The organism is Deltaproteobacteria bacterium, from assembly GCA_016178705.1.
GTDB lineage: Bacteria > Desulfobacterota > Binatia > HRBIN30 > JACQVA1 > JACOST01.
Genome location: JACOST010000019.1, coordinates 1 through 24,936, shown reverse-complemented (window position 1 = coordinate 24,936; position 24,936 = coordinate 1). Strand labels below are relative to the sequence as shown.

The window sequence follows — 24,936 nt, the reverse complement described above, 5'->3', positions numbered from 1 at the left end:
GAGCCGTAGGTTTCATCGCTGACGCGTGCGTGTACTCTCGGAGAGCTCTCACGAGATGCCCATGACTACGAGCCAGGCTCTTGCCCAGCTTCAGGCTGAACCTCGTGTTCTGAAAGCACTGCTCGCACAATCAAGCGTCGCTGAACCGCACCTCCGTGTGATCCCCAGCTTCAAGCGCTACGGTTACCGCTGGCACCCCATCGGGAGACATATCTACGCGGCTCCCGAGCGCGGGACCTTCCACGAGTTTCTGTTTTTCCTGTTGTCCAAGCGATTTGGCCACGAGTGGCTGAAGCGCGAGATGGGCATGTCCCCGATGATGCGACATCCCGTTGCGCGTTGGAACTCCGAAATTGGGACGCGGATCTTCGAAGCTGCTGGCGAGAACTTTAGGTGCGACGCATCTGGTGAGCCAGCTGCACTGTTGCAACTATCCTATGATCTTTTTTGTCTGCAGGCAGCCGATAGCTTGCCCGACTCCTTTACGTCTCGGCTACTAGCGCACGATACCTTTCAGAGCGCGAGATACGAGATTGCAGCCGCTGCTGTGATGGCTCGGGCAGGTTTCAGGCTGTCTTGGCTTGAGCCCAGCCACCGCGCTGCGTCGTGCGAATTTCTGGCTACATGCCGAAGGACTGGCATCACCGTCGCCGTCGAGGCGAGGAGTCGGCGACGCCCAGGCGCCATGGCAGAATCAGGGACCTTTCTGTTCCGACCGAGTGCGGAAGCGATCCAAAATCTCATTCGGAGAGCCGTTCGAAAGAGGACGCTCACCCTGCCGTTCTTAGTCTTCCTTGATCTGAACCTTCCCGGTGTGCCCAATGCAGTCCCTGAACTGAAGCTCTGGTGGCAAGAGACTGCAGGCGCAGTGGCGAAATTCGTGGACAAGAACCCGGCACCGCTCTCGGCATTGGTTCTGACAAACTATTCTCCCCACTATGGGAAAGTAGTAGCCTCTGGAGAAACGGGTATCGTGGGCGAGTGGGGCTTCATCCTTCCCACCAGGCCAGAACCTCCCGTGCTGCCTGCCCCGCTCGCCCAAGCAATCTATGAGAGCCTAGGCCGATACAACCAAGTTCCGGCCGAGATCTAGCGCAGACTGGGCGATTGTCACCTGGGGTTTCACTGATCGACATTGCGGAATCGCCTGACGAACTGAATCGCTTGACTGAGACGGTCGTTTTCCCGTCAGGGCGACGGTGCCGTGGGGGATTTCTGCGCCGGGGAAGAGTCATCTGGAACTCAACTGGCCGCCAGGTCTCGAAGCTCTCACGCCTCACAGGCGGTGGTAACTTCATTTCGATAGTCGTTGTTGCCCGATGAGTCGGGCACAGCAACGTGCTAGACAACATACGTGCTGACCATCGAACAGTCTCCCGAACTCGCCATCCTGGTTGCCGCCGAGCAGTATGGCACGAACGGCCTCGACGGCGAGGAGTCGCTAGCGGAGTTGGAGCGGCTGAGCGCCACCGCCGGTGTCGCCGTCGCGGCGAAGGTGCTGCAGGCAATCCGGCGCATCAATCCCGCTACATTCATCGGCTCGGGTAAGGTTAATGACGTCAAACACCTGGCGCAGTCGATGATGGCGACCACGGTGATCTTCGACGACGAGCTGTCGCCAGCTCAGCAGCGCAATCTCGAAAAGCTGCTCGGCGTGAAGGTGATCGATCGCACGCAGTTGATTCTCGCTATTTTCGCGCAGCGCGCGCACAGCTTGGCCGGTAAGCTGCAAGTCGAGCGGGCGCAGCTCGAATACCTGCTGCCGCGGCTGACCAAGCAGTGGGCCCACTTGTCGCGTCTGGGTGGCGGCGTCGGGACGCGCGGCCCCGGTGAGACGCAGCTCGAAGTCGATCGCCGGCGCGTGCGCGAACGTCTCGCGACACTGCGGCGCCGCATCGACGAGGTGTCGCGCACACGCGGGTTGCACCGCGCCAGCCGCGCGCAGGTGCCGTATCCAGTCGTCGCGTTGGTCGGCTACACCAACTCGGGCAAGTCGACGCTGATGAATCACCTCACCGATGCCGGGGTGTTGGTGGAAGATCAACTGTTCGCGACGCTTGATCCGACCGTGCGCCGCCTCAAGTTGCCCGATGGCGGTCAGGCGCTGCTGGTCGATACGGTGGGATTCATTCACAAGCTGCCGCACGGGTTCGTCGACGCCTTCAAGAGCACGCTCGAAGAAGTCCGCACCGCGGATCTCCTGCTGCACGTCGTCGATGCCAGCAGCGCCCACGCCGAAGAACAGATCCGCGTGGTTGAGCAAGTCCTCGGTGAGATCGGCGTCAGCGAGATCGCCACGATCCTGGCGATGAACAAGCTCGATCGTCTGCCGGCGGAGAGTGCGGTGCCACGCGTGGGCACTCATTGCGCCATCTCGGCGCGCACCGGTCGCGGCATGGCGGCGCTACTCGGCGAGGTCGCCCGCGTACTGGCGCAAGCGCAAGAACGCGTTCACTTCTCCATCCCTAGTGCCCGGGGCGACTTGCTCGCACGCTTGCACCAGCGCGGGCGCGTGCTCACCACCGAGTATGTCGACGGTCACGTCGAGGTCAGCGCGGTGGTTCCGCCCAAGCTGGCCGGCCAAGTGCGCAAGGAGCTGGCGGCGGGTAGTAGGCAGTAGGCAGAGGGCAGTAGGCAGAAGTCTAGAACTCCGATCCAGCCCCTAACCGCTAGCCCCTAGACCCTAGGGTCTGCTATTCGCTCGGCAGCGATGCTGACGCTACCCAACTTCCTCACTATGCTGCGGATCGCGGGGATTCCCGTGTTCCTGATCCTGCTCACCGGTGGCCACTTCGCGGCAGCGCTGGTTTTGTTCGTGCTCGCCGCGCTCACCGACACCATCGACGGTGCCCTAGCGCGCATCATGGACTCGCGCAGCGAGCTGGGCGCCGTCCTCGATCCGCTTGCCGACAAGCTGTTGCAGGTCAGCACGTTCATCGTGCTGGCGGTCATCGGCGCGATTCCGTACTGGCTCTTGGTCATCGTGCTGAGCCGTGACGCGGTGATCCTGCTCGGGTTCGCCTCGCTCTACCTCATCAGCGCCGAGCCTGTGGCCGTGGACCCGAGCGCGCTCGGCAAAGCGACGACGTTCTTTCAGTTGTTTACCATCGGCTTCACCGTCACGCATCTTGCCCGCCCGGACCTACCGATGGATGTCGGCTGTCAGTTGATACAGTACTGCACCGCCGCGGCCAGCGCGGCATCCGGGCTGCAGTACGTCTACATCGGGCTGCTCACGTATCAGCGTACTGGGACAGCGACGAAGAAGGAATCGGCATGAACAGTACGACACGCGCAGCCAGATGGAGCGGGATAGTGGTCGCGATGATCGCAATTGTGACGAGCCACGCGGCATACGCTGAAACCGCACGCGAGCTGTTGGATCAGGTGAAGGCGCTCAACGCGACGACGCGCAAATGGACCGATCGCACGCAGAAGTTGACGCTGCGCATCGTCGACCGGCGCGGCAACGAGCGCGCGCGCGAGCTGGACATCTATATGAAGAAGTTCACCGCCGACGCCAGCCGCTCGATCGTCTTCTTCCAGTCGCCGGCGGAGATCAAAGGCACCGGCTTCCTGCAGTGGGTGAACCCGCACACCGCCGACGAGCAGTGGCTGTATTTGCCTGAACTCAAACGCGTGCGACAAATCAGTGCGGGCAGCAAACGCGAGAGCTTCGTCGGCACCGACTTCAGTTACGAAGACCTCGCGATCGTCAGTCAGATCGGTGACTGGAGCGAGGCCGATGCGCACACCGCACTGGTGCGCGATGAACCAATCGACGGCGCGCCCGCCGCGGTCATCGAGTTCACGCCGGCCGGCAAAGATGTCGGCTATGGCCTTGTTCGCGTGTGGTTGCGCCGCAGCGATTCGGTCATCCTCAAGTTCGAGTTCGTCGACAAGAAGGGCGAGGTGGCCAAGGTGCTGACAACAAGCGATGTGCGTCCCGTCGGCGCGATCCCGACGGCGTTCCACTTCGAGATGCAGAACGTGCAAGCCGGCAGTCACACCGCCGTCGATTTCCACGAGGTCACGTACGACAAGGGCCTTGGCGACGATCTGTTCACGCAGCGCGCCCTGGAGCGTGGCGGAGCATAGGGCAAGTCAGTGCGAGCGTGGGGGCAGCGACTGGCGCTGATCGCGCTCGGGACGGTCTTCGGGCTGGCACTGCTCGAAGCTGGATTGCGAAGCGCGAGCTTGTGGTTTGCTGCTACGCGGCGAAACCCGGCGGCGGTGGCGAGCGACGCAACCTTTCGCATCCTCTGCATCGGCGAGTCGACGACGCAAGGCGCGTGGTGGGTCGGCGCGGAGAAGACGTGGCCGAAGCAGTTGGAGACCTTGTTGCGCGAGCGGCGGCCGGATCTCAATGTCGAGGTCATCAATCAGGGGCAAATTGGGGCGAGCAGCGACGGCATCGTCGATTTGGTCGACGGATGGCTGGACACCTACCGGCCACAGGTCGTCATCGTCATGATGGGCATCAACGACGAGGGCAACGTGTTGGTGTACGAACACCCGGGTGCTGAGGAGGCGCCTCCGATCCTCGGCCGTCTTCGCCTCTACAAGTTGCTCCGCTTGCTCTGGCGCAGCGTGCGCGCCGAGTCGCCAGGAGCGGCGCCGCCGGCTCCGGCGCCGCCGAACGTCGAACTCGACGCGGCCGTGCGGGCGTTCAGCGAGGCCAGCGCCGCCTTCGAGTACACCAAGGTCATCGAGCTCAAGCGCGATACCATCAAGTTGGACCCCGGCACGCCGGTTTACCACTACGGGACGATCCTCGGCATGATCATTCACGACGCGAACGCGGAAGAGGTGGCGCTGTTCTTCAACAAGAAATTGGGGGCGGAGGTTGGCGCGCTCTCCGATGCGCAACGCGAGGCGCGCTTGCTGCAGTTTCTGGACGAGCAGCCGGACAACTTCGCGTCGTATAAGTTCCTCACGACTTTCTATCACGGCGCGGCGCGCGCCGACGCCATCGAAGCAGTCCTGAAGCGTGGGATGGAGCGGTCGACAATCCGCGGCTACCTGGCGTTGCGCCTGGCGTACTTCTATTTCCAGAGCAACCGACTCGACGACGAAGCGCCGTGGCTGCGCGAAGCCGAGCGGCGCATGCCGCGGGACCGCGTGTTCTTGATGGTGCTGGGTGATTATCTGTTCCGCACCCGCCGCTACCGCGCGGCGGCGGAGATGTATGAGAAAGGGCTCGCGCTGCGCACGGATCGGCCCGTCGATCTGAGTGACCTCGAGTACCGCCAACTCGCGCTGTCGTATGAACTCGCTGGCGAGACGGCGCTAGCGGAGAAGTACTTTGCGCTCGATGCCACGCTCGGCATGGGTCGATTTCGCGAGCGCACGCGGCGCAGTTACGAGCGCTTGCTGGAGAAGCTGCGCGCGCACAGTGTTGGACTCATCGCGATGCAGTATCCGATGCTGAGCGTGTTGCCGCTACGCAAACTGCTCGACTTCCGCGACGACATCGCGATTGTCGACAACGAATCGAATTTCAAAGCCGCGCTGGCGCAGAGCCAATACGAAGAGCTGTTCGTCGACCACTTCGCCGGCGCCTTTGGCCATTTGACCGCGAAGGGCAACGCACTGATTGCAGAACATCTCGCGCCGGTCGTGCTGGCGACGATGGCGGGAGGTGGACCTGTAGGGGCGACGCATGCGTCTCCCACCGATTGAGGTGGTTCACTGCGGAGAAGACGGAGGGCGATGCATGCATCGCCCCTACGCCGGAGAGAAGACTATCGCTTTCGAGACACTAGCAGCCCGTTGAAAAAGTGGGGCGCCCTTCGAGACGGCGCTTCGCGCCTCCTCAGGGTGAGCGGGAAACTCTTGTGGCAGAAGGGAAGAACCGCTCATGCTGAGGAGCGCCGACAGGCGCGTCTCGAAGCATGCGGGGTTTTTCAACAGGCTGCTAGGCCGGTCACCGGTATCACCCGCGCGCCAGCAATCGCTCGGCGTTGCCACCGAGAATAGCGACTTCGTCGCTCGCATCGAGGTCGAGCGCACGGATGCGATCGATGAGGGTCTCGATCGCGATGGAGACGTTAGGGGCGTCGCTGCCAAAGAGCAGGCGGCGCTCCAACCCCGCGAGCGCTTGCTTATCGAGCGAGACGTGCGCGGTTACAACTGGTGTAAGGTCTGCAAAGACTGACCGCGACGAGCGCAGCAACGCCAACGTCGCGTCGACCGCGGGCGCGCCGCAATGGGCGACGACGATCCGCGCCTCCGGCCAGCGCTGGGCGACGCGCGCGATCGGCTCGATTTCCGGCGCGCTGGTCGTGCCGTCGATGGAATGGCCGGCGTGCACGACGACCGGCTGGCCGCTCGCCGACACGCGCCGCCAGAGCGGCTCGAGGCGTGGGTCGTCGGCTTCGAAGTTGCCGACCGAGCAGTGCAGTTTGACGACGCACAGCGCCAACTCGCCGAACGCTTCATCGAGCACCGCGTCGACATCATCGGTCGGATGCACGGTGGCGCCGGGGATCACGACGCTGTCGTCGCCAAACGTTTCCGCCATCCACCGATTGAGGGCGCTGGCCGAGCCGGCGCGGCGGACGTAAGGCAAACTCCAACAGCGAGTCACGCCGGCGGTGATCAGCGCGGCGCGCGCGGCCGTCGGCTCGTATGGATACTTGAGCGCGCCGGTAATCTCTTCGTTGAAGAAAGTCCGAATCGCCGCGCTCAGTCGTTCGGGCAACAGATGAGTGTGAACGTCGATGATCGGCGGCACATTGATTCCGGCAGTGAGCATGGAAAGAAGAATCTGAAGGCGCACCGCCGTGCGCCCCTACGGTCACCTGCGGCTACGTGTTTTTCGGGCCGGTCGGCACGTCCTTGAACGCAAGGCCCTTGTCGGCGCGAATGTCGGGCGGCAGACCCAGAACGCGCTCGGCGATGATGTTGCGGAGAATCTCGTCGGTGCCGCCCGCCAGTCGCAACCCTGGCGTGCCGAGATAGCTCTGCTGCCACACGCCCTCCTGCGGCGCCGCGTCGTGGTCGATCATCGCTCCGGTTGCCCCTTGCAGATCAATGGCGAAGCCGGCCATCTCTTGGCGCAACGGCGCACCGACCAGCTTACCGATCGAACTCTCGGGACCCGGCGTCGCGCCGCGCGATAGCGCGGTCTGCGTTCGATAGCCCGTGTACTGCAGGCCCTTCAAGCGAATGTAGAAGCGCGCCAGCCGCTGGCGAACGGCGGGATCGGCGAACGCTGGCTCGCCGTCGCAGTCGCTCAGCTTCGCGAGTGTCACGAGATCATTGAAGTCGGGGCCGCCGCCGGCGCCGCCGCCGATCGACGCGCGTTCGTTCATCAGCGTGGTAATTGCCCCGCGCCACCCTTCGTTGACCGCGCCGACGCGGTTCTTGTCAGACACGCGAACGTCGGTGAAGAAGACTTCATTGAAGCCCGACGCGCCGTTGATTTGCTTGATCGGCCGAATGTCGATCCCGGGCGCTTGCATGTCGACGATGAAGTAGGTGATGCCCTTGTGCTTCTCGGCGTTCGGATCGGTGCGGGTGACGATCATGCCCCACTTGCAGTACTGGGCGCCGGTGGTCCAGATCTTCTGGCCGTTGATGATCCACTCGTCGCCGTCGCGGACCGCGGAGGTGCGTAAACCGGCGAGGTCGGAGCCGGCTGCCGGCTCGCTGAAGAGCTGGCACCAGATCTCTTCGCCGCGCAGCATCGGGCGCAGGTAACGCTGCTTCTGCTCGTCGTTGCCGTGCACCATGATCGTCGGTCCAAGCATGCCTTGGCCGATGCCGAAGATGTCCGACGGCGTCTTGTAGCGATTCTGTTCTTGGTTCCAGATCATGTTCTGGATCGAGGTGGCGCCACGGCCGCCGTACGGCTTCGGCCAGGTGATGCAGGCCCAGCCGGCGTCCGCTTTCTTGGCCTGCCACGCTTGCGCGCGTTTGATCAGATCGGGCGAGGTGCGGCCCTCGGCGAGTCCGGGTGCGCGTTCGCCTGACTGCAGGCGCTCGGCGTTGGCGTCGAGCCAGGCGCGCGCTTCGGCGCGGAACGCGGCTTCTTCTGCGGTGTCGTCGAAATCCATTGCTTACTCCTCTGCGATGGGACTTACTCCTCAACGATTCGCTTCTCAGGCGTCCAGGCGTTCGATCAGATGTTCGCGCCAGTGATTGGCGCTGCCGAGTATGGCGGCGAGATACTTGGCGCGGCGGTAGAACAGGTGGCAGTCGTACTCCCAGGTATAGCCGACGCCGCCGTGAAGTTGAATCATTTCGCGGCTCATCACTTCAAAGGCGTCGCTGGCGCTGGCACGCGCGCCGCACGCGGCGAAGCGAAGTTCGGGGGCGTTGGTGCTGAGCGCCCACGCGGCGTAGTACGCGTTCGAGCGCGCCAGTTCGATCTCGACGTACAGATCGGCGAGCCGATGCTTGACAGCCTGGAAGGAGGCGATCGGCCGCCCGAAGGCATAGCGTCCAAGCGTGAACTCGCGAGTGATCTCGAAGGAGCGGGTCGCGCTGCCGAGCTGCTCGAAGGCCATCAGCACGGCGGCGCGATCGAGTAGTTGCTCGACCCCCGTCCACCCGGTCGGCGCACCGGCGAGCAATTGGGCGGGAGCCCCGGCGAATTGCACGCGCGCGAGCGAACGGCTGGGATCGATCGAGCGAACCGCGGCGCGCTCGACGCCGGTGGCGGTGAGATCGACGATGGTGAGCGCGATGTCGTCGCCGCTCTTCGCGGTGACGATCGCGAAGTGTGCGACATCCCCGTCCGGCACGGGCAGCTTGTTGCCCGTCAGCTTGCCCTTGGTGAAGGCGGTGGCGATGCTGCCGGCCCCCGGTTCGCCCGGCTTCTCGGCGTGGGCGAAGCAACCGATGGCTTCGCCGGTCGCCAACTTTGGAAGATACGTTCTCTTTTGAGCCGCCGAGCCGAACTGTACCAGGGCTTCAGTGGCGAGGTAGGCGCTCGACGAAAACGGAATCGGGGCGAGGCAGCGGCCCATTTCTTCCGCCAGCACCGCCAACTCCAAGCGTCCAAATCCGGCGCCGCCGTACTCCTCGGGAATGGCGGTGCCGAGCCAGCCTAGTGCAGCGATGCCTTTCCACAGTGCTTCGGAATACGCGGCATTCGATTCGAGCACCGCGCGGCACAGGCTCAGCGGCGCGTGCTCGCTGAGATACTCGCGAGCGGTTTGCTTCAGCAGCTTCTGATCGTCGGAGAAATCAAGATTCATAACACTCCGCGTGCGATGGAATTCGAAGGATGAGAATCCTTACCCGGTGAGCCGAAGCTATGTCAACGCGGGGCGGCGAGCGGTAGCGGGTCATTTTCACGACGTACTGGCGATTGTCATCCTTGAGCGCAGCGAAGGATCTCTCTGTTGCCGCGGCGGGAAGAGAGAGCCTTCGTCTCAGAATGACTCGATGGGTTGTTTGCAAAGTGATCTTGTCCCGATTTTGCACGAACTCGGTTTTGAGCGTGTGGAAGAAACTCTCCATCGCCGCGTTGTCGTAGGAGTTGCCGGCGCGGCTCATGCTCACGCGCGCGCCGTGCGCGGCTAGCAGAGAGGGACTACGACTGTCCACCCTTGGCGCGGTAGTACGAAATCAGAATGTCGGCGATCTCGGGTCGCAGGACTTTCGCGTCGGGCCGCTCGCCGGTCGTGAGCGCTTCGCGAATCTTCGATCCAGAGATGGACAACGGCTTTTCGTTCGGGTGCTGCTCCATCAGTTCGACGCGCCCGGCGCTCTCGAAGTAGGCGGCGAAGCCGATGTTGCACGGGCGGATGCGCAAGTCACCCTTCAAGTTGGTGAAGATCTCCTGCGCGTCGAAGTCACCCCAGATCGCCTTGCCGTCGTCGAACGGCGCGTCGGCGTGCTTGCGGCCGATCACGATGTCGGTGAAGCCGAGGTTCTGGCGATAGATGCCGTGCATCACCGCTTCCTTCGGGCCGCCGTACAGCATCTTGATGTCGAGGCCGACCAGCTCGAAGACTTCGGTGAGATCGTAGCCGCGGCTCTGCCACAGCGCGTCGTTCTTGTCGCCCTTGCCGAGCAACTTCTGCTCGTGCAGCGCGCGATAGCAGCGCATGCGCACGCGCGCGGGCACGTCGTCGCCTTTCAGTTCTCCGATCAGCGGGTTGAGCACCACACCGGCGAAGTGACCTTCGGCGGTGAGTCGCTCGACGCCCGCCACCAGCGCGTACTCGTGCGCGCGGTGCAGCGGGTTGCGAGTTTGAAACGCCAGCGCGCGCTCCCATCGCCGCTCGGCGATCAGGGTGCGCACTTGGCGTGGCGAGAGGACGAACTCGCCATACTCCGCATCAACTTGCTGCGGCAGCGCCCACAAGTCGCCGCCGACCAAGCGCGTGCGCGGATCATCCATGACCATGTGGCCGCCGGGATGGTCGGTGCGCGTGGTGCCATAGAATTTCTCGACGTGCTTCGGCTTGTCCCAGTCGAACACGCTGGTTACGCGCAAGATCGCGACGATGGCGCCCTCGTGAACCAGCGCGGCCGAGTGTCCGATGCGCAGGGTCTTGGATTCGTCGTTGGTGACCGGAAACGAGACAGGAGCGGTCCATGCATACTGGCGAAAGCCGAAATCCAATGCCTCGCGGTCGAGCACGTAGTGCCAAGTCTCTTCGTCCATCGGCCCCGTGAGAGGCGACAGTGTACCGTCGGCGATGCGATAGACGGTGGAGAGATCGGCGCGGCTCAACTCGACGCGCGGCAGCGCCGCGGCTTCGGCGAGAAACTGTTTGCGCCGCGACAGCGGCACGGTACGCGATACCGGGGCTTCAAGACCACCGTGAACGGGAACGAGATCGGGCATGCTCAGTCACTCCTTCTGCGGGCGCTGACCGACGCGCGTCGGCAGCAACCCAAATCTAGTTCAATCCTCTTCCATCACCCGGACCTCGCATCCGGCAAGCGTGGGCAGGTTGACTGCGGCACTGCGGGCCAGGAAGCGCGTAAGCCAGGATCGCTTCTCGGCCACCAAAACGGCCACGCCGATCTGGTGGCTGCGGATCACGTGCCGACAGATGTCTTCGGTGTCGCCCTCTTCTAGCAACGGCGTGACCGCAACGCCGTCCTTTGTGGCGTGTTCCGCGAGCGTGCGCAAGCTGGCTTCGGCCTGGGCGCGAAGTTCGCGCAGGATCGTGGTGCTGACTTGATTCTCGGTGTGCTCGCTCATGAAGCCGACTTCGGAGAAGCGGCTGGTCACGCGCGCGGCGGCGTCGGGATCGATGACCACCAGCGCGATCAGCGCACTGCCGCGCTCGCGCGCTAGGTCGACCGCGGCGCGCATCGCTTGGCGCGGCTGCTTGCCGGGCGGAATCAGAATCAGCACGTTCGGGTTGGCCATAGGTCTCTCTCGTCGCGTCACGGAATATGGACGCCGAGCAGCGGCCAGTACCAGTAGGCAAACAGGTTGAACGCCACCCACGCGCACAGTTCGAGTACGGCGCCCGGGAGCAGCATATCGCGCATGCGCAGGTAGCCAGACGAAAACGCGATCGCGTTCGCCGGCGTTCCGATCGGCAAGGTAAAGGCGAGCCCGGCGGGCAGCGCTACGACCGGTGCCATCAGGCGCGGATCGATGCCGAACTCCTTGGCGACGCCGATGCTCACCGGCATGAGCAGCGCCACCACGGCGGAATGGCTCATCGCTTCCGTGAGCAGCAGCGATATCAAGGAGAGGAGAAGCACGACGGTCACTCCGCTGGAAGCCCAATGACTGATGGTCACCTTCGACAACCATGCCGCGGCACCCGAGCTGTTAATCGCCGCGCCCAGCGCGATCGCGCCGCCGTACATCAGGATCACGCCCCAGTTGACGTGGTGCTCAATGTCACGCCAGGTCACCACTCCGAGCATGAACAGCGAGACCACCGCGGCGAGTGCGATGTTGGCGAGTCCGAACTCCTCGCCGCCCACTACCCAGCCGATCAGCGTCAGGACCATCACCGTGCCGATGGCGCGCTCCTCGAACGTGGCGCGCCCGAGCTTGAGCCAGCGCTCGTTCAGGAGCTGCTCGACGCCTTCGATGCTGTCGATCTCGATCGGGAAGAACCACAGGATGATCCAGTAGCCCGCCACCATCAGGACCACGACCAGCGGCAGCGCCAGCAGGGTCCACTCGAGGAAGCCGTATGACTGTCCCGTGGCCTCGCGCAGGATGCCGAGCGCTAACGGTGCGCGGGCGCCGCCGAGCAAGGTCGCGATGCCGCCGATGCTCGTCCCCCACGCCATCGCCAGGAACAGCGCGCGCGCGTAGTTGCTGCGCAACCGCTGCAAGCCGAGGACCGCGACCATCTCGGCGACGATCGGAAAGTTCATCGCCGCCACCGCGTGCTCTGACATGAAGAACGCCATGATCGAGTTGAGCAGATACACGGTCAGCAGCAGCGTGCGGGGTGTGCTGCCAAAGCGGTGAAGGATGGTGAGGGCGATGCGCGTGCTGAGCCCCGACTTCATAAAGCACGCCGCGAGGATGAACGCGCCGAGGATGAAGAACACCGCTTCGTTGCCGAACAGCGCGTACGCTTGGCCGCTACGCATGACGCCGGTGAGCGGGAGCAGGATGATCGCCAGCAGACTGGTGATCATCAGCGGCAGGACGTTGAAGATCCAGTAGAACACACAGAGGCCGAAGGCCGCGATCGCCTTCTGGCCTTCGCGGCTGAGTCCGCTGGGTTGCGGCATCGCGGCGAGCGCCCAGTACAGCAACGCGCCGGCGGCAAGCAGGTAGGTTTTGCGTCCGCGGCTGAGCAGGATGACCCACAGCCGGCGCGTATCGATGACGACTTCAGTGTCGGCAGCCATTGATATGCAGGGAACTCAGCGCGGCTCGTTCACAGCCGCGACGAATCGAACGAGTCGCTCACCGTGCGCACGCGCAGCCGCCGCCGCAATCGCGCGAGATTGCGCGCCGCCATGCCGCCCAAGCGTGAGCGGTAGAACTGCTGCGCGACGCTCAAGCGCGCTTCTTCACCGGCGAAGAAACGCGCTTCGAGCGGCGTGATGCCAAAGCTGAGTTCGCGCACCCAGCCCATGTTGACCTTCGATTGCCGCGTCGCTTGAAAGAGATGCGCCAACACCGGCGCAACCTCTTCGGCGCGCGGCGCCGCCGCATCCGCGGGCGCCACGCCGTGCCGCGGCGGTGCGAGCGACACGACCGGCAGCACACCGGCTTGCACCAGCGCGTCGATGCCGCGCATGGTCGACTCCGCCGGCTCGATGCCGACGGTGAGATCGCTCCACACCGTCCCACTCGGGAAAATGCTTGCCGCGTGCGCCAGCGCTTCGTAGTAGCGCTCGCGTCCAATGATGGCCACGCGCCCCGGATAGCAGCGCGCGAGGATGTCGGCGTCGTGGACTTCGACGCTGTAGGTGAGCGCGTCCACGCCCATCGCATAGGTGCGGTCGACCCATCGGTTGTTGCGCGGCGGATGCATCTGCACGGCGACGAAGGTGTCGAAGTTCCGCTTCACCGCGCGGATGTACGGCTCCAACGCGGCAATGCCGCCGTCTTCCGCTTCGGTGACGCTGGCGTTGAAAAGGACGAACTCCACCGCACCTTCCGCGAACGCCGTGCGGACCGTGTCGACCACGTCGACAATCGGATGCGGCTCGGCGCTGTCGTACTCGGTCGGCCGACCGCTGCAGAGTGTGCATGGCCCGTCGGATGCTGGCGCCAGTGGATTGAGGGCGATGAAGCTGCCGAACACGCTGCCGATGCGTCGCATCGGAATGCCGTGTGGCGTGTTCGCGCGATAGAACTGCGGCGGCGGGATGATCCGGACTTCGATGCGGGTTGCCGGCTCGCGTTGTAAGAACACTTGCTCGCCTTCGTACGCGAGCCGATGCGGAGCGGGGCTATCGGAGACGACGCCGCGTCCGTTCGCGAGTGGTGCATCGACGACGACATCTTCGGGCAAGAGCAGTTCGAGTACGTGCCGGGCATCACGCAGCGCCGGCAGCAGCTCGGGCCGCGTGCGCACGCTGGCATCAACGGCGACGCCGCCGAGCGCCAGCTCGACCTTGAGGTGGCCGGGATTCACGGCCGTCACGCGTCACCGCACACGGGGCAGTCCGGGCGCCGCGTCAGCGGCGTGTACTCGAATGTCGCGCTGGCCGAGTCGTAGGTGAGTCGTTGGGCACTCAGCGATGATCCTACATCGAGCAAGCACTTGAGGGCCTCGGCTGCGAGCAACGAGCCGAGCAGGATGGTTGTAGCGGCGTCGAGCGCTGACTCGGCGCGATTGCCGATGTCGAGCTGCGGCGCAACGCACGCGTAGCACGGTGCTTTCGTCGCCGGTCCAACCAGCATCGCGAGCGTCGCCGTCGATCCGTGCATCGCCCCAACGAGAAACGGAATGCCGAGCGCCACGCAGGTGCGATTGAGTCGCTGGTGGTGCGCTTCACTCCCGCTCGCGTCGATCATTAGCGCGTAGGTGCTCATCGCGCTCTCGTGCACCTGGTCGACTGTGAGTGCTTCGATGGTCACATCGGGATTCATCGCGAGAGCGGTCAGCGCGCTACGCGGGTGCGAGCCTTCGATGAGACCGATGCGGCCAACGCCGCTGGCCGCGAGATACAGCAGCGCCGCATCGCTCGCCGGCGAGCGCACCAATGCCACCCCGCCATCGAGCAAGCGTTGCTGTCCGGCGGCGCCGACTTCCGGCAAGATCACTTGGCGGCTGTAGCGTTCGATTTGCGCATCGCTGAGCATGACGAAGCCACGCTACTCGATCACATTCTTCTCGATCGGTTCGACGTTGACGCCTTTGTCGCGCAACCACGCGATGGCGCGGTCGACTTCCGCCTGTGTGCCGTCGAGTTCGAGCGCGACCAAGCCGATGGTGTCGTTGATGTTGGCGCCGCGAATGTTGGTGACGACCTTGAACTTGTGGCCTACCTGATAGATCAACGGCTCCTTGATCAGACGGGTGGGGTAGGTGAGATACACCCGTTCGCGAACTTTGCGGGCGATGTTGGTTTCGCGGGTCATGCCTGCCGCCGCTCGCGCTGGTGCCAATCCTTCCAGCCGGCCCACAGATTGGTGCTGAGATACTTGTCGCCAAAGTCGGGGAAGATGACGACGAAGACGCCTTCGTCGAGTTCTGCCGCCACTTGCAGGGTGGCCCACATCGCGGCGCCGGACGACTGCCCGACTACCAGTCCCTCTTGCGTGCTAAGGCGGTAGACGGTGTCGTAGGCGTCTTCGGTGCCGACTCCCACTTTCCGGTCGAGTTCCTGCTCGTGGTAGATGCTCGGCACGATCGAGCTGGCCATGTGTTTGAGGCCTTCGAGCCCGTGCAAGGCGTCGTCGGGTTCGACGGCGATGATCTGAATCTTCGGGTTCTGCGCCTTGAGGTAGCGGCCGGTGCCCATGATGGTGCCGCCGGTGCCGATGCTGGCGACGAAGTGAGTGACGCCGGCGTTGGTCGCGCAGTAGATCTCCGGACCGGTGCTGTCGTAGTGCGCCTGCGGATTGTTGACGTTGGAGTACTGATCCGGTTTGAAATAGCGTTCCGGATTTTCCGCCAGCACCTTGCGGCACATGCGGATGGCACCATCAGAACCTTCCAGTTGATCGCTGTAGTGAATCTGCGCGCCGTACGCGCCGATGATCTTCTTGCGTTCGCGGCTGACGTTGGCGGGCATCACCAACTCGACCGCATAGCCCATCACAGCACCGATCATCGCGAGCGCGATGCCGGTGTTGCCCGAGGTGGAATCGAGAACGACTTTGCCCGCCGTCAACTGACCGGCACGAATGCCTTCGCGCAGCATCCACAGCGCCGGGCGATCCTTCACCGATCCGCCCGGGTTGAAGCCTTCGAGCTTGGCGTAGATGCGAACCTTGGGCGAGATCGCGCGTCCTTGTTTCGTGCGAAACGCGGCGCGCAAGCGGGCGATCTCGACCAACGGCGTGTTGCCGATGAGGTCGAGCACAGAGAGCGCGCGGCGCGGCGGAGTGCTCGCAGCCGGCGCCGCTTGCTCGTGCGTTTCGGCGATGTGCGGGCGAGCCGACATCTCACCCGCCGGCGATAGCCGGGACGATGGAGACTTCGTCGCCGTCCTTGACCGGCGTTTCGAGGTGATTGAGGAAGCGGATGTCGTCACCATTGACGTAAATGTTCACGAAGCGGCGGACGTTGCCGGCGTCGTCGCAGAGCCGTTCCTTGATACCGGGAAACTGCTGCTCGAGCTGGTTGACGACGGCGCCGATGGTGGCGCCGTTCATGCCGACTTCGTCGGCGCCGTTGGTGAAACGGCGCAGCGGTGTGGGGATGCGAACTTGAATGCTCATGGATACCTCTCCTCCGGGTCGTGGTGAATCACGCGCGCGCCGCCGCGGGCGTGGTGTTCAGTTGGCGATACAGTTGATCGAACTCGCCGAGCCGAGCGTCGATGGTGAAGGGCTGCTCGACGTTGTCGCGCACGGCCTCCAGCGTCTTGTAGCCGTTGCCAGTGACGCTGATGACGATCGATTCGTTGCGTGGAATGCGGCCTTGCTCGATCAACTTCTTGGCGACGGCGACGGTGGTGCCGCCGGCAGGTTCGGTGAAGATACCTTCGGTGCGCGCCAGCAGCTTGATCGCATCGACGATCTCGACATCGGTCACCGCTTCGCCCCAGCCGCCCGACTCGCGCACCGCTTGCAGCACGTAGTAGCCATCGGCGGGGTTGCCGATGGCGATCGACTTGGCAATCGTGTTCGGCTTCACCGGTGTGATCAGATCGCTGCCGCGATGCAGCGCATTGATCACCGGCGCGCAGCCCGCCGCTTGCGCCGAGTAGATCTTCACGGGCGTGTTCTCCACTAAACCGACCTGCACGAACTCGTGGAACGCCTTAGCCACTTTGGGCAGGATCGTGCCGCCCGCGGTCGGGACGACGATGTGTTGCGGCAGCCGCCACCCGAGTTGTTCCGCGACCTCGAAGCCATAGGTTTTCGCACCTTCGGTGTAGTATGGCCGGATGTTGATGTTGACGAAAGCCCAGCCGTACTTGTCGGCGACCTCGCTGCACAGGCGGTTGACGTCGTCGTAGTTGCCGCGGATCGCGATGGTCCGGGGTCCATAGATAGCGGAGCCGACGACTTTGCCGCTCTCGAGATCGTGCGGAATGAAAATGAAACAGTTCAGTCCTGCGCGCGCCGCGTGCGCCGATACACTGTTGGCGAGGTTGCCGGTCGAGGCGCACGAGACCGTGTCGAAGCCGAACTCGATGGCCTTTGAGATCGCCACCGACACCACGCGATCTTTGTAGGAGAACGTCGGATGGTTCACCGAATCGTCCTTGATGTACAGCTCGCTGACGCCCAGGACAGTGGCGAGGCGGTCGGCGCGGACCAGCGGCGTAAACCCCGAGTGCAGACCGATGCGCGGCTCGCCGTTGACCGGCAGCAGTTCGCGATACCGCCAGAGATTGCGCGGGCGTTGCGCGATCGCCTCGCGCGTCAACGTGCGCGCGACCGCGGCGTAGTCGTACACGACTTCGAGCGGACCAAAGCAGGTCTCACACACGTGCAGCGGCTCGATCGGGTATGGCTGGCCGCATTCGCGACAACGTAATCCGGTTACGCAACTCATGGCTGCTCCTTATTCATTCTTCTGGCGCTCAAGCCGCGGGGCTGGTTCACGCTCACGCCGCGGGGCCGGTCGACGATCCCTTCGCTAGCGTGGTGTTTCGAGAATGTCGGCAACATGCGAACTTCTCTGAAGCGTAGGGGCGATGCATGCATCGCCCTCCGTCTTCTCCGCGGTGGACACGCCAATGCGAGGGCGACGCATGCGTCGCCCCTACAGGGAACAGGGAATCTGGTGGAAAACAGCATGGCGGCCACGTTCATCGACGATCTCCACAGGAAGAGGAAACCCGCAATCCGCCACCAACCGTCAACTCGGGCCATGCCGCGTCAGCCTCCGCCGCGAGCGATTGAATCGTCGGGCGCGCACTGCACAGAGGGCAGTGCGGATTGCTCTTCAATGTGATGCTGCGCCAGCGCGCAGTGAGCGCATCGAACGTCAGCAAGCGGTTGGTCAGCAACTCGCCGCGTCGCAGCAGAAACTTGATCGCTTCGGCCGCCTGGATCGCTCCGATGGCTCCGGCCACCATGCCGATCACGCCGGCTTCCTGGCAGGTCGGAACTTCGTCTGCGGGTGGTGGCGTTGGAAACAAGCAGCGGTAGCAGGCGCTGCGGTGCGGGATCACGGTGAAGGTCTGGCCGCGGAAACCGAGGATGCCGGCGTGCGAGTACGGCGTTCCGGTCAGGACCGCGCCGTCGTTGATGAGAAACTTGCTCGCCGCGGTGTCGGTACCGTCGATGACGAAGTCGAACTGGCGAAACAGCGCCGGCAACGTATTCGCGGTCAGACGCTCTTCGATTGCACGAATGGTCACCGCGGGATGCAACGCCGCGAGCTTCACACGGGCCGACTCGACTTTCGCGATGCCAATGTCGGCATCAGTGTGCAGGATCTGGCGGTGCAGATTCGACAAGTCGACGCGGTCGGCGTCGATGAGCCCGATAGTGCCGACGCCCGCCAGCGCCAGAGCCAACGCCGCGGGGCAACCCAGTCCGCCGGCTCCGACGACGAGGACGCGGCCATTGCGCAGCCGCTCGCGGTCCGCAACCGTTTGGTCAGCTTCGCATGTCGTCTGGCGACCGCTCATCATCCTTCTCGATCTGGCGCACCAAAAAAAAACCTCCCCCCGGTGACAGGAGGAGGCTCTTCAGTCTCTCGCCTTATCTATCCGGGTCCCTCGCGGGCTCCAGCAGGAGTTAGCACCAGATCCCGACTCTCATCGGACCCGGTTGCTGTGGCATCAACGGGCCAGTCCCTCCGCCACTCTGGATAAGGTATGTACGCTTCAATCTTCTCTGCGGCGAACGCTACGTGAATCACATTGGGGAGTCAATCTGATTCGCCGAAGGTGGAACTCCAGCCTTGATCGGACGGAGTGTTCACCACGAAGGCACGAAGTTACGAAGACAGAAACGGGAATTCGGGTAGGGGCGCTGCTTGCTGCGCCCGCCGCCGGGCCGAGCAAGCGCGGCCCCTACAGTCCCCCGCCCTCGCGATGACTTTCAAAGGAGGCAGGAAGGGCACGAGGAGAGCAGGCGAAGGAGAGATTCATTCCGTCGGGTTTCGCGCAAGAAGGCTCACGATTCACTCGCGGGCAGACAGACTTTGGGGACGGTGAAAACCAACCGTTTCCCCGAGTAGCAGCCCCGAGTAGAAGCCGAAGGCTTCGTATCGAGGGGCTGCGTATCGAGGGGCCACCTTCTTATCCCGCGCACCTTCCGATGCCCGCCCTTCGTGGTCTTCGTGCCTCCTTTGAAAATTCCCCAGTGGGCGGGGAGCCGTAGGGGCCGCGCTTGCCCGGCCCGGCGGGGCGCAGCAAGCAGCGCCCCTACAAGAATTCCCGTTTCATGCTCTTCGGGTGACCGAAGGTCATGACCAATTCGTGGTGAACTCCTATTGTCAGTAGCGACTACCAGAGTGGCCGAACGGCGAGGGTGGCTGGGCCGCGGCGGCGGAGGCGGGTGCGTGGTCAGGTTTGTCCAAGCCGGGCACTTGGACCGGCGGCGAGAAGGTGATGTCGCGTGACTGCGGCACACCGGCGAGCAGCCGCGGCATCGGGTCGTTGGCGAGCAACTCTTCCTGACCCTGCTTCTCGATCCGTCGCCGCGCGCTGCGCGCCTGCTTGGTGTTGGGGAAGTGCTGCGCCAGCGCCGCATCGGCGAGCAGCGCGCGTTCGGGGTCGTTCCCTTTACGGTACGCGCGCGCGAGTTGAGTCAGCGCGTCGGCGGCGACATCAGTGTCGTCGTAACGGCCGAGCAATCCGAGCAGTCGGTACTCCGCTGCCTTCTGGTTATCCTTGTGCGCGTAGAAGTCGGCCACGTAGAGTTCGTGACCGGCGAGGTTGTTGCGGCACAACGCGAGTTGCTCGCGCGCCAATTCCGCGAACGGACTGTTGGGGTACTGTTGCGCGACGGTGGCGAAGTAGTTGTGCGCGTTCTGCGAGGCGGTCTGGTCGCGATCGATGGTCCCCATTTGGCGCGCGTAGCAGAGGCCCAGCGCGTAGCCGACGAACGGCAGTTGCGGACTCGTCGGATGACGGCGCTGAAAGTCGGTCAGCGAGGCGACGGCCTCGGTGAGATTGCCGGCGAGGTACTGCGCATGCGCGATCTTCAGCTCGGCCTCCTCGGCGTGTTCGTCGAACGGGTACTGGTCGAGCATCTCCTTGTACTCATCGATGGCGATCGGGAAGGCGCCATTCTCGAAGTCGGCGGTGGCTTGTTTGAAGTAGCCTTCCGGCAGCAGCTTCTTCTTGGCGCCGCAGCCGCTCGCCGCGAGCGCCACGATGGTTAGCCCCAGTCCGAAAATAGTTCTCGCGCAAAGGCGCCAAGTCGCAAAGAAGGGCCTGCAGGAACGAGCCGTGCCAACAGCTGCCCTTGGCGGCTTTGCGGCTTGGCGCGAGCCATTCCTTTTTCGGATTGAGGCTAGCAGCGGAAGTACGCGGGCCCACTTCATGGCGGGAGAATGTAGGGACAATCGTGCAGCGGAGCAAGAGCGACGCGCCTTGACCTGCCGCGGGCCATTCTCTATCACTCTGCTCTCCCAACCGAGACCGATATGGCGGCGTAGCTCAGTTGGCTAGAGCGAGGGTCTCATAATCCCTAGGTCCGCAGTTCGATTCTGCGCGCCGCCATTTTCTTCTCCTGAAAATTGGTACCGTGGAAAGTGATCGCAGGTTGCGCCCCGACTCTGGCAGCGAATGCTAGAGTCGTGAACGGCAACAGGAAACAGCGACGAGCGATCCTGCCACCGATCTCTCTTACTCCGCGTCGGCCGAGCACGGCAAGACAGCTGTCCGTCCTTGCGCCCGAGTGTTCTGATTTGAAAGCGAGAGTGTCCTGGTTTTGCAACAGCAGGTGGCTGCATCATCATTCGGCGAACAGATCGCGGACGTGCGCTTCCGAGAGTGCGAAGGGTCGAAGTGCGTCCCAGGTGTGCGCCAAGCCAGAAAGAGCGCACTTCGGGACCAGAAATATTTCGCTCTCATCCAGCCGCAGATCCGTTCCCTCACCCTCGAGCCGCACGACTGCGAGAAGGTGGTAGCGGCGTTTGAGTGGCCACCTGGGGGGCGCTTGGGTCGTAGCCGTCTTCACCTGGATCGTGCGTACCACATAGCCACGAAGAGCTATCAAGTCGTTACCGGAGTCCTTGAGTGGTGGCGCAGCTTGTATGCCGTACTGGAGGAGACGTAACTGAACAAGCAGTTCTCCGACGGTTCCCGTCTTCATCTCCGGCGGAATTGGGTTTGCCATCATGCCTCCGAACCGACGGCGCGCGGGCTAGGCATCCCATCAGGTGGTGGAGGGTCAGTGTACCGCGAGCGCCCCGAACCGGCGCGCCGTCCGACCCCTACTTGCGCACGACTCGGCAACCAACGCAAAAATCGGCGGTCTATCGAAGCATGATGAGTGGGAAAGTCGAGAGAGCAACGCGAAGCTGGTGTCGATGCCTCGCTCACTGTGGTAGTTGGGCCAGAGTGCACGCGAAACCGTCTTCATCGGATCGGTGCCCCCCATAGCGAGCAGATCGACTCGGAGCCAAGCACGGTCATATATGAAGAGGCAGCAGCGCATAGAGGGGTCTGCGAGTAGAGGTGAGCACGGTTGTGATGACAACCTTGGAGGAACTGCGCATGAAGCGTATCGCACTATACGAGCCTTTCGTCGTCGTTGCGGCGTTCCTGATTGCATCCTGCCACGACAGCCCACCTTCCATGACGCCGGGAGAGTTCGCCGCCGAGCAGTTTCGCATCGCGATTCAAGATGAGTGCGAAAATCCCGAGCATTGCACAGCAGACGAGTTGGGGGCGGCCATGGAGGCCGCGCAAGAGTCGATCGACCATGACCCGCGCGACGACTAACAGCGCCACAGGCAGAATCCCGCACGTTGAGGGAAGGCCAAGCTGCTTCGATTCAATTCGAGGTTGATTTCCCTCGTTTGCAGACGCTCGGTCCGTCAGTTGAGGGAGTGCGTGCTAGAGTGCTAGAGCTTGCGTCATGCGCAGCGCGTTCGTTGTACTGGCTCTGCTTACGTCTGTCGCGGTCTGGTATTGGTACGACTGGCGTCCCGCCTCCATCCGCAGAATGTGCAGTCTCTCGGCTACTAACGAAGCGATGGGTGGACTCCCTGGCTTCATAGACTCCCGCAATTTGAATCCGGCGATGCCCCTCGCCACTCAGCCCATCTACAAGTTTTCCTACGAACGTTGCCTGCACTATGAGGGACTCGTCCGCTGACTTCGGAGATTCGATTCGATCCGAGGTTGAAACTAATCGTTGCCGCGCCGCGCTGCTCATTTGTCAGGGGGCAAGGTTTTCCTCACGAGCGATTCATTCGAGGGGCAAGCTCATGGGGACTCAACACCCGGTGCGCCAGTGCCGAGCCGAATCGCTCGTGTGGTGTGCGCGTCTCGCGTCCAAGTCGCGCGCGGAAATCTGGTGGCTGTAGTGTTGGCGGTTGGCCGGTGTCGAGTTGATGCGCTGGCGAGCGCGTCACCGCTCTTCGATGCGTCAAACCGCAATGATGCCGGTGGCGAAGTCGACGCGCTCCTAGCGGGTTGAATTGCTCGTCGACGCGGTCGCCTCCTCGCCGGAAATCTCCAACCTTGTCAGGCGGGCCTCCGATAGTTGCGACCGTCCGTCCAGTAGTAGTTGGCACGGCCGGCCACTTCCGCCCACCGAGTGAGAAGAGCCAGCCCCCAAAATGCCGCAAAGATGCGGATCGATCCACCAAACATCTCGTGGAAGTTGCGCCAGACTTTCCAGGTGCGCCCTACGTTGAGCAGCGGAACGAAACGCCGTGCGCGTACCGTGCCCTCTTTGACGTCAGTCATGATCTGCCCCGACGCCTCGTGAAATCGGTCCGCCAAGAACGTCCGCAGGGTGAAGGTCTGCGTGTGCTCCACGTACAGGGCTGGGTCGCAGACAAATTGAAAGCCGGCGCTACTGATGCGCCTGACGAGATCTTGCGTGGAACCTTTCACGAACTGCTCATCGAACCCGCCCACACGCTCAATCGCGCAGCGAGCGATGCTCATGCTGCCCGTTCTCAGGTTTTGCTGCCGCGCAGTAATGCGTTCCATACGCTGCACCGCCCGGTACTGGTCAGAGTAATGCGCCGCGTGGAACTTGTAGTAGAAGTCGGGGACCAGTGGTCCCTTTTGGGATCCTACTGCGCCTATTCGGCTGTCGCCGTAGTATTTCGCATGTGCCGCCAGCCAATCACGCGAGTACACGCAGTCGTCATCGACGAAGGCGAGCAGGTCACCGTCGGACGCTTGGATGCCACGATTGCGCGCAACGAACTGTCCCTGATGTTCCGGTTGGCGGATGTAGTGAACTCGGGAAAACTCGTGCCGAACCATTTCTCCGCTGCCGTCAGTGGACGCGTCATCGACGACGATCACCTCGTAGTCCGCATAGTCCTGGTCGACCACCGTCGCCAGACAGCGGCGCAGCAGATCCTTTCGGTTGTAAGTCGGGACGATGACGGAAAAGCGCATCGAGTGCCGTGATGTCGCGGGTTCGTACCGCACCGGCTCGGTGAGCGCTACCGCGGCGCTCGCGCGCGCACTCGAGTGCGGAAGCGTTCCACAGGTCCCTCGACGAACGACGCGACGGCGAACGCCGTCAAGTTGAGCGGGACGATCGTGACGCAGAACAACATGCCGCCTCTCGTAGGCGCAATTGCTCCAGTCGCGGCCACCAACGTCGCAATCGTCCAGTGCAAGAGGAAGATCGGATACGATAGTCGACCCAATTGGCGATCGACGTACTGCAACCACGGTCGCGCCGTTGTCCGCTGGCTCAGGCCTACGAGCAGAACCGAACTCAACGCGAGCGACACATAGAACCCCTGAAGTTTCGGATCGGTCCACCACACTCGCGCTCCGCTGAGGTTCGCCAGATAGGCAACGAACGCGACGCCGAGCAGAGGCGTTGAGACGCTCGGTAGCGCGCGACGGAAATGCCATACCAAGGCGCCGATGCTGAAAGGCAAGCTGGCTGCGGCTAGCGGAGCGTAGCGAACCAAGAACGGTCGTCCTTGATAGACCATGTAGGCCGTGTATCCGCTGCTGATCGCGAACCAAATCACAGTGCCGACGCGCCACCGGCACAGCAGCAACGGCAGCGCGATGTAGAAGCTCAGTTCGACGTTCAGCGACCACGCGGGCGGCACAAGCCGCTGCGGCACGGGAATCGTCAGACCGAAGAGGCTCGCGTTCGATACCCAAGCCAACAGAGATGACGGCATGTGCAAGACCGGGTTCAGGACGTTCGCACTCTGCGGTGCAAGCGCCACCGCGAAGATTGACAAGAGCAACGCGCACCAGTACGCGGGATAGATGCGCAGCGCGCGATTGACGAAGTAGCGACGCATCCCCGCGGCGTCGAGGCCATAGGCCTCGTGCAGGATGTTCGTCATCAGAAAGCCGCTCAGCATGTAGAAGCCGAACACCGCGTAGCTGCCCGCCCACCGAGGGTTGTGTCCGATGTGGCCGGCCACAACCATCATCGCGAGCATGTAGCGATAGCAGCCGAACAAACCCGTTCCCCCCTTCCAATTCAAATTGTCAGGCCGAAGACGGGAACTCAACGCAGAGGCGCAGGGACGCAGAGGCGCAAGGGTTCGGCCTTGTCTCGGAGAAGTGGACTCCGTGCGCAGGATGCTCGCCTTGCGTCATTGCGCCCTTGCGACTTTGCCTTGAAGCCCTTCCTCTGCGCCTGCCATGGTTCGGTTTGTCAAGGGGCGGGATGAAAGCCACACCTCTTCTCTGCGGGGGCGGCGGGGTGGTGGTCCGCGCGCAGCCGCACCGGGCCACTGGCGTTGATGGTTGTCTCCCGGTGAACCTCCCACGGTCGGC

General features: G+C 63.3%; 23 protein-coding genes, 1 tRNA gene and 1 riboswitch. Of the genes, 7 read left to right on the top strand and 17 right to left on the bottom strand.

Going from position 1 to position 24,936, the window contains the following annotated elements; all coding sequences use genetic code 11:
* The first annotated feature begins 61 nt into the window (after positions 1–61).
* The 5 genes from HYR72_14045 (at position 62) to HYR72_14025 (ending at position 5,682) form a co-directional block, all read left to right on the top strand.
* Positions 62–1,093, top strand: coding sequence for a hypothetical protein (locus HYR72_14045; protein MBI1816096.1), 1,032 nt, complete (start codon positions 62–64; stop codon positions 1,091–1,093).
* A 261-nt stretch (positions 1,094–1,354) separates the two neighbouring features.
* Positions 1,355–2,620, top strand: coding sequence for a GTPase HflX (hflX, locus tag HYR72_14040; GenBank protein ID MBI1816095.1), 1,266 nt, complete (start codon positions 1,355–1,357; stop codon positions 2,618–2,620).
* Between the two features lie 90 nt (positions 2,621–2,710).
* Positions 2,711–3,280: a CDP-alcohol phosphatidyltransferase family protein gene (locus HYR72_14035; GenBank protein MBI1816094.1), complete on the top strand. Its 570-nt coding sequence runs from the start codon at positions 2,711–2,713 to the stop codon at positions 3,278–3,280.
* On the top strand, positions 3,277–4,098 hold the full coding sequence (locus HYR72_14030; protein ID MBI1816093.1) for an outer membrane lipoprotein-sorting protein: 822 nt from the start codon (positions 3,277–3,279) through the stop codon (positions 4,096–4,098). Before HYR72_14035 ends, HYR72_14030 begins: the two co-directional genes overlap by 4 nt.
* A gap of 9 nt (positions 4,099–4,107) precedes the next feature.
* Positions 4,108–5,682, top strand: a complete 1,575-nt coding sequence (locus tag HYR72_14025) for a hypothetical protein (protein ID MBI1816092.1) — start codon at positions 4,108–4,110, stop codon at positions 5,680–5,682.
* A 253-nt stretch (positions 5,683–5,935) separates the two neighbouring features.
* Here the strand turns inward: HYR72_14025 and HYR72_14020 are convergent, their stop codons facing one another.
* From HYR72_14020 to bamD, 15 genes are all read right to left on the bottom strand, one after another.
* Positions 5,936–6,757 (bottom strand): amidohydrolase, encoded by an 822-nt coding sequence (locus tag HYR72_14020; protein ID MBI1816091.1) that lies wholly within the window; start codon positions 6,755–6,757, stop codon positions 5,936–5,938.
* A gap of 52 nt (positions 6,758–6,809) precedes the next feature.
* Positions 6,810–8,060, bottom strand: coding sequence for an acyl-CoA dehydrogenase family protein (locus HYR72_14015; GenBank protein MBI1816090.1), 1,251 nt, complete (start codon positions 8,058–8,060; stop codon positions 6,810–6,812).
* A 45-nt stretch (positions 8,061–8,105) separates the two neighbouring features.
* Positions 8,106–9,206 carry an acyl-CoA/acyl-ACP dehydrogenase gene (locus HYR72_14010; GenBank protein MBI1816089.1) on the bottom strand — a complete coding sequence of 367 codons (1,101 nt, stop codon included), beginning with the start codon at positions 9,204–9,206 and terminating at the stop codon, positions 8,106–8,108.
* Positions 9,196–9,558 (bottom strand): transposase, encoded by a 363-nt coding sequence (locus HYR72_14005; GenBank protein ID MBI1816088.1) that lies wholly within the window; start codon positions 9,556–9,558, stop codon positions 9,196–9,198. Before HYR72_14005 ends, HYR72_14010 begins: the two co-directional genes overlap by 11 nt.
* A complete protein-coding gene (locus HYR72_14000; protein MBI1816087.1) occupies positions 9,545–10,807 on the bottom strand; it encodes a sulfate adenylyltransferase in 1,263 nt (420 codons plus the stop codon). The genes HYR72_14005 and HYR72_14000 overlap by 14 nt, the downstream gene beginning before the upstream one ends.
* A 60-nt stretch (positions 10,808–10,867) precedes the next feature.
* Complete coding sequence (locus HYR72_13995) at positions 10,868–11,341, bottom strand: universal stress protein (protein MBI1816086.1); 474 nt, start codon at positions 11,339–11,341, stop codon at positions 10,868–10,870.
* Between the two features lie 17 nt (positions 11,342–11,358).
* Entirely contained in the window at positions 11,359–12,801 is a 1,443-nt protein-coding gene (locus HYR72_13990) for a DASS family sodium-coupled anion symporter (protein ID MBI1816085.1), read from the bottom strand.
* A gap of 29 nt (positions 12,802–12,830) precedes the next feature.
* Positions 12,831–14,048, bottom strand: coding sequence for a hypothetical protein (locus HYR72_13985; GenBank protein MBI1816084.1), 1,218 nt, complete (start codon positions 14,046–14,048; stop codon positions 12,831–12,833).
* Entirely contained in the window at positions 14,045–14,710 is a 666-nt protein-coding gene (locus HYR72_13980) for a ThiF family adenylyltransferase (protein MBI1816083.1), read from the bottom strand. Before HYR72_13980 ends, HYR72_13985 begins: the two co-directional genes overlap by 4 nt.
* Before the next feature lie 12 nt (positions 14,711–14,722).
* Positions 14,723–14,989, bottom strand: a complete 267-nt coding sequence (locus tag HYR72_13975) for an NIL domain-containing protein (GenBank protein ID MBI1816082.1) — start codon at positions 14,987–14,989, stop codon at positions 14,723–14,725.
* On the bottom strand, positions 14,986–16,017 hold the full coding sequence (locus HYR72_13970; protein MBI1816081.1) for a cysteine synthase family protein: 1,032 nt from the start codon (positions 16,015–16,017) through the stop codon (positions 14,986–14,988). Before HYR72_13970 ends, HYR72_13975 begins: the two co-directional genes overlap by 4 nt.
* A gap of 1 nt (position 16,018) precedes the next feature.
* A complete protein-coding gene (locus HYR72_13965; protein MBI1816080.1) occupies positions 16,019–16,294 on the bottom strand; it encodes a MoaD/ThiS family protein in 276 nt (91 codons plus the stop codon).
* A gap of 28 nt (positions 16,295–16,322) precedes the next feature.
* A complete protein-coding gene (locus HYR72_13960; GenBank protein MBI1816079.1) occupies positions 16,323–17,579 on the bottom strand; it encodes a threonine synthase in 1,257 nt (418 codons plus the stop codon).
* 256 nt (positions 17,580–17,835) lie between these two features.
* Positions 17,836–18,666, bottom strand: coding sequence for a HesA/MoeB/ThiF family protein (locus HYR72_13955; protein MBI1816078.1), 831 nt, complete (start codon positions 18,664–18,666; stop codon positions 17,836–17,838).
* A gap of 67 nt (positions 18,667–18,733) precedes the next feature.
* Positions 18,734–18,852: riboswitch (SAM riboswitch) on the bottom strand.
* Positions 18,853–19,475: 623 nt separating this feature from the next.
* Positions 19,476–20,357, bottom strand: coding sequence for an outer membrane protein assembly factor BamD (bamD, locus tag HYR72_13950; GenBank protein MBI1816077.1), 882 nt, complete (start codon positions 20,355–20,357; stop codon positions 19,476–19,478).
* A gap of 275 nt (positions 20,358–20,632) precedes the next feature.
* Between bamD and HYR72_13945 the strand changes: the two genes are divergently transcribed.
* Positions 20,633–20,706 (top strand) — tRNA-Met (locus HYR72_13945).
* Between the two features lie 960 nt (positions 20,707–21,666).
* On the top strand, positions 21,667–21,933 hold the full coding sequence (locus HYR72_13940) for a hypothetical protein (protein MBI1816076.1): 267 nt from the start codon (positions 21,667–21,669) through the stop codon (positions 21,931–21,933).
* Between the two features lie 747 nt (positions 21,934–22,680).
* Here HYR72_13940 and HYR72_13935 read toward each other — a convergent pair.
* Together HYR72_13935 and HYR72_13930 are read right to left on the bottom strand one after the other, a co-directional pair.
* Positions 22,681–23,574, bottom strand: coding sequence for a glycosyltransferase family 2 protein (locus tag HYR72_13935; GenBank protein ID MBI1816075.1), 894 nt, complete (start codon positions 23,572–23,574; stop codon positions 22,681–22,683).
* Positions 23,575–23,621: 47 nt separating this feature from the next.
* Positions 23,622–24,587 (bottom strand): acyltransferase, encoded by a 966-nt coding sequence (locus HYR72_13930; GenBank protein MBI1816074.1) that lies wholly within the window; start codon positions 24,585–24,587, stop codon positions 23,622–23,624.
* Between the last annotated feature and the right edge of the window lie 349 nt (positions 24,588–24,936).